The following is a 13172-nucleotide window of genomic DNA, read 5'->3' on the forward strand; positions in this document are numbered from 1 at the left end:
TGTAGCGACACCAATTAAGCCAAAGCGTTTGCCAGTTTGTTGATCGCGCCGATTAGCGGGTAGAAAAACAGCGTTTCCTCAATAGGCGACGCCAGCGCGTCGGACATACCGCTGAACTCGGCCGCTACTTCGCTTTCCTTCCGCTGAATACCATCCATGAGCGACGTATCGAGGTGCGTCCGTAGCTCCTGCTGGGCAATCGACAGCGACCGCGCCGATACGTTCAGGTTCCGCGCGAAGCTGAACTGCTGGTTCAACTCGAAGAAGAAATCGATGAACGCAGCTGTTTCTTTCAGCAGCGAATTCGTCACCTCCGGCTTGCGCAGGTCGGCGTAGGTCAACGATGCATATTCATCCTGGAACGTGGCCGGGTAGACGTAGCTGATCGCTTCAGTATCGACCGGGCGGCTGTTGGCGGGCTGCATCAGCGCCCCCTTGCAGGTCACTTCCTTCGGGCCTTTACGCTCGTAGAACAGCGTCAGGCCGCTCGCGTCGTAGGTTTGGTCGTACACCTTCTCGAAAATAATACGGGCCAGTTTACCCAGCGTCTGATCGTCGGTACTGATGATGGTGAGCAGTTTCGAGCCGGTACCGCTGAACGTGATGGCCCCCGGCAAGCCGATGCCTTTGTGCTTCATCAACTGCGCGATGTGGTAAATCAGGGCCGTGTAAAACAGCACAAACACCACTTTCAGGTCTTCGTCTTTGGCCAGCATCCCGTTGAACGACAGCATACTCTTGGCCTTCACGTCGTTGCTCTTTTCAATCGAAAACCAGAACGCCAGAATGTCTTCCGAGCGGTTGGTATCGAGCATCCGGCGGTTGTTATCGCTCAGGTTACCGAGGCTTTGGCTGTCGAGCAGCGTCTGAATCCGGTCCTGATATTTGCGAACAAAGCCGTTGTGCGTGGCGGCACCGTACTCGCTGAAAGCATCGCCGTAGATGGCGTTACCGGCGAAGCGGAACGACGTCAGCAGACGCGGTTCGTTGCGTTCGTAGACCACCACGTCCGAAGTTCCCCCGCCAATGTCGACGTTGATAACCGGCCGGGCCGACGCGCTCAGCGTGGGGTTCTGCTTGTAGTAGTAGAACGGGGCCACCGACTCCGACACCTCGCGCAACCGTCCCTGCGAACCGCCGATGTAGCGGTCGTAGAGCGTCTGCCAGTCGGCGCGAAGTTGGCTGACGCGGCCGGGGGTCATACTAGCCGGGAAGAACCAGAATACCGTCGTCTGCGACAGATTGCCGCCTTCGGTCAGCACCTTGTTTTTGATCAGCATCAGCAGTTCTTCCAGAAAAGCCTCGACCCGCCGTTCGGTCTGATCGTTGTTTTTGGCCCATTTCAGGTTGGTCGTGATGCGGTTCGATCCGGCCGGTTGCCGCTCGACGTAGAACGGAATGTTGAAGTCGGCCAGGGCCTGCGTCTGCTGGTTGAAACTCAGGTTCAGCGGCTCAGCAATGGCGGTGCGCGTCGGGAAGCTGTCGGGACGGCCGGGGCCAATCGTGGGCGGCACAAACTCCAGATCGTAGAGCAGGAACAGCTCGAACAGGGCCGGGTTGTACTGCGCCGGAGCTACCAGCGTCGCAACCTGCGGAGTGACCTCGGCCACGTCGAACGGGCGGGGTGTGCCGCCGTCGACGCTGTATTCGATGTGCGTGTTGGTCGTACCAAAGTCCACCGAAAAGGCAAACTGCTTGCTGCCGCCATTGTACACCTGCCAGCGTGGGATGAGCAGGCCGTTCAGTTCGCGACCATCGGCCCGAATGTTTGTCTGCACGTAGTCAAACTCCTGCCGCAGCACGTCGTACACGCTCGACCCGTCGGTGTTCTGCTGCCGGGCCGTGCGCTGATGCGTCGATTCGGGCACGACGTCGGCGTTGTCCTGCTGCTTATAGTAGGTCAGCTTGTACTGATTCTGGCTGTCGAAACCTGACTCGATCAGTTGCACGCGGTAATCGGCAGGCACCGTCACCGAACCCGACCGCACGAACGGATAGATGTTGACGGTGAACGAGTTTTCGAGAATGATCCCCTCGTTGGTCGTTTCGTTCGGCGCGGCCGACTGCCCCACGGCGGGGCTGTAGAGTCGCTCAAAGGTCACGAACTGATTACCGGGCTGACCGGGGGCCGTAACGGGGATGTCGAGCGTGACCTGAATGCCCCCGCCCTGCGGCACCATCTTGAGCCGAACGCGGCCCGTCAGCAGATCGTCGACGTCGAAGAAATCAAAGAAATCGCGTTTCAACGGCAACAAAAAGCCTTTGTCGGTCGCCGGGGTTTGCAGGTTGCCATCGTAAAAACGGCCCCGATCGGTGGGGTACGGCAGGCGAATCAGGTACGGCTCCAGGAAGTCGCTGACGGTGAGCCAGGGATAGTTTCCGGGCTGGCCGGGCAGCGACCGCGCATTGTCGCGCCACGACTCGCGGACATAGTACGGCACGGGCGTGTTGGGGTTCCACTGCGCCTGCGGCACGTAGGTGAATTGCCGGAAGAAGCGGTTTTGCAGCACCATCGGGCGCGGCAAACTGCTACCGTAAATCCGGTTGTACTTGTCGGATTTGATGATAAAATCGCTGACCTGCGCGATAGCCCGCGAGTCGGATTTCTTCTTGCGGAGCGGAAAGCCCAGCACCTCCACGATGTCGCCGGGGCCGGTGGTAAGCTCTTCGAATTCGTTGTCGAACTGTTCGCGCGTCAGCAGCGACTGCCCGTTCTGCGCTTCGATGTGCTGGTAAAACAGCGTTGGGTTTTGCTGTTGCAGGAGCGTCCGGCTCCGGTTCAGGTAATCGTCGACCTCACGGAACCGCTCCCGGAAGTTGGGCATGAACAGCTTGATCGCGTACCAGAATTTCTGGTATTCGATGTCGCGCTGATACAACGGGGTAGTCGACTGATCGAACAGCCGGTCGTTGCCAATCGACACGTCGACCCAGCTCAGATCGTTGCCCCCGCTGAAAAACAGCGTTTTGGGCGATGTTCCACCGACAACCCGCCCCCGGTAGCTGAGGATGAATAGCCGGTTGATCTCGTTGAAGTTGTACTCAGCCGCGTCCTGATCGAGAAACAGTTTGAGCGCGTCGCCCAACCGCCGGTGTCCGGTGTTTGCTGAGTTACGCAGCCGATCGAGGTCGGTGCGGACGTCGAAGGGCGTAATCGTGACGTAGGTTTTGAGCTTGTCGTAGTTGAAAAACAGTTCGCCCACGTCGAGCGCATCCGACACAACGCGCTGATCGTTGACGGTGCCGTTGAGGTCGGGGCGCAGGGCCAGGTTCAGGAAGGCCGAGCGTACTAAATCGACCCGCGCAAACGGACTCGGAATCGACGTCGGCTGCTTCACGGTCTGCCCTCCCTGCGGGTCGCGGATGGCGGCAATCTGATCCGTACCGAGCGGCTTGCTGACGTACCAGTGCAGCCCCGGCGTCGGATTATGTAAGCTGAATGTTGTAGGCATATAGGTGGTTTAAGGTCTAAGGGTCAAGGTTTAATGTTCATGTCTACGCGCAGTAGCTGTGAGCAGGCGGTAGCCAACGTTGAACATTAGACCTTGAACCTTGAACTAATAATCCATCACCTTCGGCAGTTTGTCGCGGGTGAAGCGGTCGGTGCCTTCGGAGAATAGCTGGATAAATTTATCGGCTTCGCTGGGGTACGCTTTACCCTCGGCGGTTTTGTTGAGCGTTTGGTCGAAGTCGTCCACGATGTCAAGCTTGACGTCCGATTCACCGCCGAACAGGCCGCGCTTTTTCGGCTCGAAGCCCCGCACCGTGTGGCCCAGATTACTGGCGTCGAGCACAAACGCATCGAACGAACGTTTGTTGGCGCTCATCTCCGACAGCCACTGCCGAAAGCCCGTATCGAAGTTTTTGACGCTGTTGAAAAAGCCGGAGTTGACGAACGAACTCGAAATGGGCGGGTTAGCCTTAGCCCACTGCACCGTGCCTGCCGCCGACTTGAGCCGCTGGCTGAGGTACGTGCTGAACAGGGCCATCTTGGTCAGCGGCAGGTTAATCTGCTCTTTCGTCGCACTGGCGAGGTTGCCCAGTTGCAGCGTCGTGCCGTCCTGCTCCACGCCGAACTCCTTATACACCGGGCTTGTTGGTCGCCCGTTCGACACGCTCAGGCTGCTGTCGTCGATATTCATAAAATCGACAATCGCCAATGCCGACGCCAGTTCCACGAAGTGCGCTTCGTTTTTCTGTCCACCCGCGCCGGGGTCGTACGTGTACGCCTTCGTCTGATCGTCGCCGATGTAGTACAGCGCATTCACCGACGGGTTGACGCCCTTCTGATAATAGTTGAGCGCAGCCTTGGTTTTGGCGATAAACGAAGCCGGATCGATCAGCTTGTTGTCGTTGGTGGTCAGGCTGAAATACGGCATCACCGTAACGGCCCCGATTTTGGCATCGCGCAGGAAGGCCGGGTTCGGAATCTGCCCGATGGCCTGCGCCCCCCGGATGTTTTTCAGCAGAATCGGGAAGCCAGCCGCGCCCGTCCCGCCGAAGATAGAGCTGATGATGAAGATGCGGTCGTTGGCACCGAAGTTCTCGGCAAACGCCTGAAACACGTCGGAATACCGAAACTGATTCAGCACCGTACTACCGATGTTGGGGTTACCGACGAAGCCGATGTCCATCTTCGTTTCCAGATTTTCCTCCGAAAACAGGAGGCTGGCGAACGCCTTGCTCGGCGCGTCGAGTCCTTCGTAGTTGATGTAGTCGCGGAATTTCTCCTGCTGCACGCCCTGCAACTCAAACACGTAGGTATCGGCGATGGTCGCATTGCCGCCGATGGAGCGGTTCAGCGTCTTGATCTCCGTCCCGAAAAAGCCCGACGTCGGTTTGGTTTGCAGCCCCGCCCGGATATTGCCGTATTCGCGCAGCAGTTCCTTGGTCCGCAACAGGTCGTCGTTGGTTGCGTGGGGATCGAGCACGATGGGGATAACCTCGTCGGTATTTTTCAGGCTCACGCCCGACGCCAGCAGCATCGTCAGTGCCTTCAGCACCCGCGAACCCGTCCCGCCAATCGCAAAGACAAATAGTTTAGACATAGTTTTCAGTTTTGTGGGAGTAAGGGGTTGACCTCACCCCCAGCCCCTCTCCTAAAACAGGAGAGGGGTGTCGTCAGAGACAAACAGTAGTTCGTTACGTACTCAATACAGAACAGACACCAGAAAAATAGCCGAAGGCTACTTTACCGCTAGTCACCCCTCTCCTGTTTTAGGAGAGGGGCCGGGGGTGAGGTCAACGGTCAACCCTTATTTGGAAGGCCAGAGCATGGGGCGATGCCGGGCGTTTTTGCTGAAGTTTTTGAGGATGAGGGAGATGATGAAGAAGATAACCGCCGTCAGCAGGGCCATCGTAAACGAATAGCTCAGGAACACGCTGACGCCCTCGTCGAACAGGTTGCCCTGCTCCAGATCGGCTTCGTCGCGCGGGATTTCCTGACCGGCTTTCTGGTAGAGCGTCACCAGCGAGATCACGAACACCGTCGCGGCACTGACGCCCATCATCAGCAACCAATGACCCATACCACTGAAACTGACCTTATTGAACGGCCAGATATAAAAGGCAAACGCCACGACGAAGGCGATTCCGATGGCTGTCCACGTCAGGGGTGACAGCAGTTCTTCCTGATACAGATCCTCCAGCAGTGCGCTGTTGACAAACAGGTTGTAAAAATTATAGAGCGATTCTTCCATGTTTTTGCAATGAGTGAATGATAGAGTGATGGAATGAGTGAATAGGGCTGGCGCAAACCATTCTATCATTCCATCACTCAATCATTCTAAATTGATCGTTAGCGTGAAATATTCAGGTTGGTTGTTGGGGTTGTAGGCGCGGTCGACGCCTTGCAGGAGGTTTTCCAGGCCGAAAGTCGAGTTGGCGTCGGGTTTTGTGTCGTTGGTCGTGGTCGTGTTGGCGATCCAGCGGGGCGGAAACTGCCGACGCAGCCGGATACTCGCCGTACGGTCGCCCCGCGATGGGCGGGTGGTGGTCAGCAGCAACTTATGGGTCATGCCGTTGGCTCCCTGATACGGCTGCACCGACGATACCTTGAAATTGTCCTTACCATCTACGACATACTGACTGGCGTCGGTCAGGACGGACGCGGGCAGGTGCAGGGCCGACAGGTCGACAGCGACAGGGATCGTCAGGTTTTTATCGGCAACGTCGGGCTGCACATCGATTAGGGCGTGGACGACTTTAGCCCGTTCGCGCACTTCGTCGGCCGAGCGTTTGAACCGGCCTTTCTTCGCGGGGTCGTTCACAAGCACCGTATAAGCGGGTGCGGCTGAGCCGTTTGTTTTGCCGAAGAACCACGAATCAGCGAAGCCCGGCAACTGATCGAACCGGCGAATCTGCGCGTAAACCGGGCTGGTGTACAACTGCTGCATCACCTCGTTGCGGCCAATCAGGCAGAGGTAGTACGGCCGGTCGCCTTTGTACGGGTGCTTGGCGTTGTTCCAGCTATAATACGTTCCGTCGAAGTCGGCGTCGAGCTTGAGTACCAACATCGAATGGGTGTCAACGTAGGGGTTGAACACCGTCGAGAGCAGCGAACTGGCCGCGTCGAGGGTCTTCTGCGCGCTCATCCCCGTCAGGGCCGGGTCCGAGTAAATCAGGTCCGACGCCAGCACACTCAGGTCGTTGCCCGACGTTTCCGACAGAATCGTTTTGAAGATTTTTTCGAAATCGGTACTGGTCGTTTTGCCCTTCGTTTTGGCGACGGTAAAGATGTTGCGCTCCTTGAAAAACTGCGACAGCGACAGCCCCAGCGGATTTACTTCGGTGTTGACGACGTAGATTTTGCCCTGCCCGGCATTGGTCGCGTCGAACTCGGTCAGCACATCGTTAAGCGTGCGTTTGAACGTGCCGTTGCCACCCGGCGCGTCGTAGGGAAACATGCTCCCGCTGGCTTCAAGGTACAGTTTCAGGCTGATCGGTTTCGTCGTTGCCACGGCTCCGCCCGACAGCGCGATGCTCGGCGTTTTGCCCTCACGCGCCAGCTTGCGGTACGTTTTGTTGCGCTTCACGAACGCCAGTAAAGCCGCGTTGTCGACCGTACCGTCGGGCAGGACGATGGCTTTGGTTTTGTCGTCCTTACCAAGTTCGCGGTTTTCGCGACCGATGTACACGCGCAGGGCGTCGGCTTCCGACACGTCGATGGCGTTGTCGCTGAGGGCGTCGGACACCTGCCCGTCGAGGTCGTCGGCGGGGCTGGAACAGCCGCACAGCCCACAGACCGACGCCAGCAGCAGGGCCGACAGATAAACAGAAATACGGGTCATTCGTGGGTAATTAGGTGGGAATGGCACGGGATTACGTACTGGCAAAACTAGCGGGTTGACCGCAAGGCTACCGGCAACGCTTAAATTTTCTTAAATTTCTAGTAAACGTAACGAAGCAACCCCCCATTTTATGTCGGCCGGTACGGTTTAACGATAAACGGGCGTTTACCTTTGTGGACGTACTTAATGAGTGAGAGAGTGAAAGAGCGAAAGAGCGAAAGCCTGATTCCATATCCCTTTTCTGCGGTTGGACCCGTGTATAAAGTGCTTCGCTGGCTGGTTCTGTTTGTCCTGATTACGCTTCCTTTCCTGCTTCAGAACTGCGCGCAGGTGGCGCAGCCGCCGGGCGGCAAGAAAGATTCGCTGGCCCCGCAGGTTGTTGCTTCCGTCCCGACGATGCGGCAGTTGAACTACGATGGCAAGACGGTGGAGCTGTATTTCAACGAGTACGTCAAGACGGAAAATATTCAGCAGAAAATCACCGTAACGCCCCAGGATAGTAATACGTACCTCGTTAAATCGCTGCCCGAAGGCGTCCGGCTGACCTTCGCCAAACCGTTCCAGCCGAACACCACCTATACGATCGATTTTTCCGACGGCATCAAGGACATTACCGAAAATAACATCGCGAAAGATGCCAAAATCGTGTTCAGCACCGGCCCGTCTATCGACTCGCTCTACCTGACAGGAACGGTAATTGACGACGAAAGTCGGCTGCCTATTCTGGGGTTTGTGGTCGGGTTGTTTGCCCCCACCGATACGCTGCCGATCAACCGCAAACGCCCGCAGTATTTCGACCGTACTGACAGCACCGGCAATTTCCGCATCGAAAACGTCCGGGCGGGCAAGTACAAAGTGTACGGGTTCGACGACAAGGATTTGAATCTGGTGAACAACACACCCGGCGAACGCGTGGCCTTCCGCGACAGTGTGCTGAATCTCAATCGCGACTATACCGATATTAACTTGGTGGCGTTTCGGGGCTATGGCAAACCCCGCGTTACCCGACGCGAACGGACCGACGAAACACTGGGGCTTGAACTCAGCAGCGGCATCGCCAGCTACACGCTTAAAGTCACGAAACCCGCATCGACAACGGCCAGCGACAGTCTGATTTCGTTTCTGGAATCGCCCAAACTGATTCGCATTTACCGACCCGCCAACCGGGCCGCCGGCGACACTATCAACATCGGCATTACGGCCGTCGACTCCGTTGGTAACAGCACCGATCTAAAAGAACGGGTTTACTTTTCACCACTAAAAACCCGCGCCCGCGACCGCAAACCACTGTCTGTGCAGGTAACCCCCACCAATGGCGACCCTATCGACAACGATCTTGATTTTATACTGACGTTCAACAAGCCCGTCTTACGGTACGCGCTGCCCTCGATCATCATCGGCCCAGACAGCACAAAGCCAATCAAACTCGACACCAGCATGCTACGCTGGAGCAACAGCTATTCGCGCCTGAACATCAAGCAGAAAACCAACCTGCGTGATAGTCTGATACTGTTGCTCGAAAAGGGATCATTCATCAGTGTACAGGGCGATACGTTGCCCCGTTTTTTCTCGAAATACCGGCTGGCCGACGACGAGAGTTTTGGCCTGATCGCCGGGCGCGTCAACCGCCCCGACGACAAATTCATCGTTGAACTGCTGGATGACAAATACAACCTCATTCGGTCGGCATACGGCGCGAAATCGTACAGCTTTGCCCGGCTAAAACCCGGTCGTTACCGGGTCCGGCTGGTTGTCGACGCCAACGGCAATCGACGGCGCGACATCGGCAACGTACAGAAAGGTATTCAGCCCGAAACGATCATCTACCATCCCGGCGCCGAAGAGGGCGGCCTCATCCCGCTCAAACAGAATTTCGAGCTGACGGACATTGATTTTTAACGAGATGCTTTTTCCCGGTTGTCATTCCGACGATAGGAGGAATCTTCGGTAGTTGTCAACTAAATTTCAATTTTCCGAAGATTCCTCCTATCGTCGGAATGACAAAGTGCCATGAAAAAACTACTTCTACTCACTACCCTGTTTATCGGTTGCCAATCGAAGCCCAATCAGACCACCGACGAAAAATCAGCGTCGCTACCCATCGTCGGTACGTGGAGACTCCTATCGAGCACGCTCATCGAGAAGGGCGACACGACCACAACCGACTACACCAAAGACGCGTCGTTTATTAAGATCATCAACGATTCACACTTCGCGTTTTTCAACCACGACCTGACGCACGGCAAAGGCCCATCGCCCAGCTACAACTCCGGCGGAGGAACCTACACACTTGCCGACAGCACCTATACCGAACACCTCGACTACTGCACCGACCGGCAGTGGGAAGGCCACACCTTTCCGTTTGCCATCACGATTAAGAACGATACCCTCGTTCAGCAGGGCGTCGAGAAAATACCCGACGCAGGAATTGACCGGCTGAACATCGAGCGCTACGTTCGGGTGAAGTAGTAAGTGATAGGTCATAAATTATTCAACACAGAGGCAGAGAGAACACAGAAGTTTAGTTAGCTGACAATTAGCGCATTACTGTCAATCTATCTCTGCGTTTTCTGTGCCTCTGTGTTAAACTGTTTTTGACCTGGTACTTAGTTATACTCAAAATGCCTCAAACATCGGAGCGCCGATCGGTATCTTGCTGTTTGAGACATTCGTTATCACCTGTTTTCATGGTCCAGTCTACCCTCCTCCCCTGCCAGAAACACCTGTTTCGCCTGCCCGACGGTGTTCACTACATCAACTGCGCCACACGGTCGCCATCTAGTCAGGCGGTTGAGCAGGCGGGACACGACGCGCTGACGCGCCATGCGAACCCCTTCGGTCTGCGCCCCGACGACTTTTTCGACGGCAGCGCATCAGTACGGGATAAGTTCGCCCAGCTCATCAACCTGCCCGACCCGGAGCGGGTGGCCCTGATTCCATCGGTGTCGTACGGGATGGCGATTGTGGCCCGTAACCTGTCGCGCAAGCCGGGTATCCGGGCGGGGCAGCAGATCGTGCTGGTGGGCGATGAATTTCCCAGCGACGTTTACGCGTGGGACCGAGTCACAGCAGAACTGGGACTGACCATACGTACGGTGCCGATGCCCACCGGTTTCCCGAAAGGCCCGCGCTGGAACGAGCAATTGCTCGACGCCATTACGCCCGATACGGCGCTGGTTGTGGTGCCGCCCGCCCACTGGATGTACGGTACCCGCTTCGACCTGGTCGCGGTTGGGCAGCGGGCACGGGAGGTCGGGGCATGGCTGGCCGTCGACGGTACGCAGTCGGTCGGGGCACTCCCGTTCGACTGGCAGGCGGTACAGCCCGACGTACTCATCTGCGCGGGCTACAAATGGCTAATGGGGCCGTATTCGATGGGGCTGGCCTGCTTCGGCCCTGCGTTTGACGACGGTATTCCCCTGGAAGAAAGCTGGATGAACCGACTCGACAGCAATCAGTTTCACCGGCTGATGGATTACCAGTCGGCGTACCGCCCCAAAGCGTACCGCTACAACGTGGGTGAACAAACGCACTTTATCCAGATGCCGATGCTCGACGCGGCTCTGACACAGTTGCTTGACTGGCAACCGGCCCGGATTCAGGAGTATACCGAAGCGTTGATGGCCCCTGTCTGGTCCGAACTGGAAACGCTGGGTTGCCACGTCGACCCCGTCGACGGCACGGTTGGGCGCGCTCATCACCTCGTTGGGTTGTGGTTGCCGGAACAGGCCGATCCGATGACGGTGGCGCAGGTACTGCACGAACGGCAGGTATCCGTGTCGGCCCGGTCGGGTGTGCTGCGCATTGCCCCGCACCTCTACAATACGCCTGAGGATGCACAAGCACTGGTCGACGCGCTACACATTGCGCTGCGATAATACTCGAAAAATCAGTTAAACACGGACGTCGTTCTACCTAGCACGAAAACTAGCTAGACAGAATGACGTCCGTGTTTTATGCCGCATACAATTCGAGCGGCAGCCCGTCGGGGTCGGCGAAAAACGTGAATCGTTTCCCCGTCAGTTCATCAGTGCGAACTGGTTCCGTCTCAACGCCTTTGCTGTTCAGGTCGGCTATCGCGGCATCGATGTCCGTTACGGCAAACGCCAGATGGCGCAGGCCCAATGCTTCGGGCCGCGACGGGCGGGCGGGTGGATTCGGAAACGAAAACAGCTCGATCTGGTAATGACCGTTGACGGCCAGATCCAGCTTGTACGACTGCCGTTCGGCGCGGTAGGTTTCCTGCACAACGGTCAGGCCCAGCGTCTCGGTGTAGAATCGCTTCGACCGCTCATAGTCGGCGCAGATAATGGCGACGTGGTGAAGGGCTTGTAGGAATGACATAGGCTAGGGAGTCAGCAGGGTATCGCCCAGGGTGTCGACCTGCGTAACGTCTTTTTTGGTTTTGTTCGTCCCATCAAACGCACGTTCAGCCTCCCGTCGCTTGTTCCAGGGGGCTGTCGTCCGGCGGCCCATGTCGATAGCGAGCAGGGCAACAATAGTCGTGAAGACGACGAAAACCACGATAAAGATGCGTCGGTTGCGGTTCATTAGTGAGTTTAATGTTTGTGGTTCAATGTCTAACGTTGCTAAGTTACGACTACTGGCGTGTGCGTCAACGTTAAACCTTAAACGTTAGACGTTGAACTAAAAACTAGCTTTGGCGCAGCTCTTTCGGCGCGATGGTAAATAAAATCGACCCCGTCCGGCCGGAGACTTCCGCCCAGTTCAGTCCATCGAACTGCACCGCTACTACCGCCCCTTTACTCATCGAACCAACGGACTGATGCGTCAGAAACTCCGCGAAGTACGATACGTCAGGATTATGCCCCACGATCATAGCCGACTGTGTTGAATCGGGCAAGCCATTGACAGCCGCTAAATAAGCCTTCGGCCCACCCTCGAACAACGCTTCATCGAGCTGTATTTGCTCCCGGTCGAATCCAATCTGCTCGGCGATAACTTTTGCCGTGTCACGGGCGCGGGGGGCCGTGCTGCTGATCACCTGATCGGGCTGAACCGATTTGTCATGCAGAAACCGTCCGATGCGAGCAGCCGCCATGATGCCTTCTGAAATCAGTTCGCGATCATGGTCGCTCATGAAAGTAGCCCGATCCTCGGCTTTTGCGTGGCGAACGATGTACAAGGTACGTGTCATAGTGTCTGTTTGCGGGATTCTTTGGCTGCAAAAGTACCAACATGCCCGTCAATCAATAGCCGGGTAGTCCCTCAATTTTGACTTTAACCAAGCTAACGTTACTGGTTTTGTCTTGACTTGGTTAAACAGATTCGGTAATTTCTGGTAGTGTGTATAGCGAAATCATTCGCACTGAACGAATCAACCCGCCCGTACCGGGCTAAAAGCAACATGCGCTTCGAAGGAGATACCTGTACGTTGTCTTTTGGCCTGTACCCCCGCAAAAATCAGGTACAGTTGCAGGGAACGGTGTGGCCCCGTGGCTCGACAAATCCGCAGTACGAAGCCGTCCGACCGAGTGTTCCGTTCAGCACCTTCTTCACGCCAGACGACGTTGATCTGCTGCAACAATGGCTGTTGAATGGCGCTGACGACGATATTCTGCTCCCCGAACCGCTGCAACTGGCCCGCAGGCTCACGCCAATTGACAGTGACTTACTCACGTTTGAAATTCAGTTCGGTCTGGCGGAAGTCCCGGAGTGGTGGCGCTGGGATACGGCTTTTCCGCTGCGGGTACAAGTCGATGTTCACCGGTCGGAATTTAGTTTTCTGGCCCAGTCTCTCGACCGCCATCACTGGTTCGATAACTGATTGATACTGACTGCTAGTCCATCCGGGCTGGTCAAGTCGTTACCAGCCTGTTTAAGGTTACCCCTACCATCGCCAAACAAACATGGCTATACGTT

General features: G+C 56.5%; 11 protein-coding genes. 4 read left to right on the plus strand and 7 right to left on the minus strand.

Going from position 1 to position 13172, the window contains the following annotated elements; genetic code table 11:
• Positions 1–14: 14 nt before the first annotated feature.
• From HH216_RS21090 to HH216_RS21105, 4 genes are all read right to left on the minus strand, one after another.
• Positions 15–3452 (minus strand): acetate and sugar kinases/Hsc70/actin family protein, encoded by a 3438-nt coding sequence (locus HH216_RS21090; RefSeq protein ID WP_169552627.1) that lies wholly within the window; start codon positions 3450–3452, stop codon positions 15–17.
• 105 nt (positions 3453–3557) lie between these two features.
• Positions 3558–5048, minus strand: coding sequence for a hypothetical protein (locus HH216_RS21095; RefSeq protein ID WP_169552628.1), 1491 nt, complete (start codon positions 5046–5048; stop codon positions 3558–3560).
• Positions 5049–5255: 207 nt separating this feature from the next.
• Complete coding sequence (locus HH216_RS21100) at positions 5256–5699, minus strand: hypothetical protein (RefSeq protein ID WP_169552630.1); 444 nt, start codon at positions 5697–5699, stop codon at positions 5256–5258.
• A gap of 81 nt (positions 5700–5780) precedes the next feature.
• Positions 5781–7289 carry a hypothetical protein gene (locus tag HH216_RS21105; protein ID WP_169552632.1) on the minus strand — a complete coding sequence of 503 codons (1509 nt, stop codon included), beginning with the start codon at positions 7287–7289 and terminating at the stop codon, positions 5781–5783.
• Between the two features lie 264 nt (positions 7290–7553).
• Between HH216_RS21105 and HH216_RS21110 the strand changes: the two genes are divergently transcribed.
• The 3 genes from HH216_RS21110 (at position 7554) to HH216_RS21120 (ending at position 11167) form a co-directional block, all read left to right on the plus strand.
• Positions 7554–9188, plus strand: a complete 1635-nt coding sequence (locus HH216_RS21110; protein WP_332871430.1) for an Ig-like domain-containing domain — start codon at positions 7554–7556, stop codon at positions 9186–9188.
• Positions 9189–9299: 111 nt separating this feature from the next.
• On the plus strand, positions 9300–9758 hold the full coding sequence (locus HH216_RS21115; protein WP_169552636.1) for a hypothetical protein: 459 nt from the start codon (positions 9300–9302) through the stop codon (positions 9756–9758).
• A gap of 218 nt (positions 9759–9976) precedes the next feature.
• Positions 9977–11167 (plus strand): aminotransferase class V-fold PLP-dependent enzyme, encoded by a 1191-nt coding sequence (locus HH216_RS21120; RefSeq protein ID WP_169552638.1) that lies wholly within the window; start codon positions 9977–9979, stop codon positions 11165–11167.
• Positions 11168–11243: 76 nt separating this feature from the next.
• Here HH216_RS21120 and gloA2 read toward each other — a convergent pair whose 3' ends face one another.
• From gloA2 to HH216_RS21135, 3 genes are all read right to left on the minus strand, one after another.
• Complete coding sequence (gene gloA2, locus HH216_RS21125; RefSeq protein WP_169552639.1) at positions 11244–11633, minus strand: SMU1112c/YaeR family gloxylase I-like metalloprotein; 390 nt, start codon at positions 11631–11633, stop codon at positions 11244–11246.
• Between the two features lie 3 nt (positions 11634–11636).
• Positions 11637–11840 carry a hypothetical protein gene (locus tag HH216_RS21130; protein ID WP_169552641.1) on the minus strand — a complete coding sequence of 68 codons (204 nt, stop codon included), beginning with the start codon at positions 11838–11840 and terminating at the stop codon, positions 11637–11639.
• 103 nt (positions 11841–11943) lie between these two features.
• Complete coding sequence (locus tag HH216_RS21135) at positions 11944–12447, minus strand: SixA phosphatase family protein (protein ID WP_169552643.1); 504 nt, start codon at positions 12445–12447, stop codon at positions 11944–11946.
• Between the two features lie 210 nt (positions 12448–12657).
• Here HH216_RS21135 and HH216_RS21140 point away from each other — a divergent pair, with 210 nt between their 5' ends.
• A complete protein-coding gene (locus HH216_RS21140) occupies positions 12658–13077 on the plus strand; it encodes a hypothetical protein (protein ID WP_169552644.1) in 420 nt (139 codons plus the stop codon).
• Positions 13078–13172 lie beyond the last annotated feature (95 nt).

It is taken from the genome of Spirosoma rhododendri, from assembly GCF_012849055.1.
In the GTDB taxonomy this organism is placed as follows: domain Bacteria; phylum Bacteroidota; class Bacteroidia; order Cytophagales; family Spirosomataceae; genus Spirosoma; species Spirosoma rhododendri.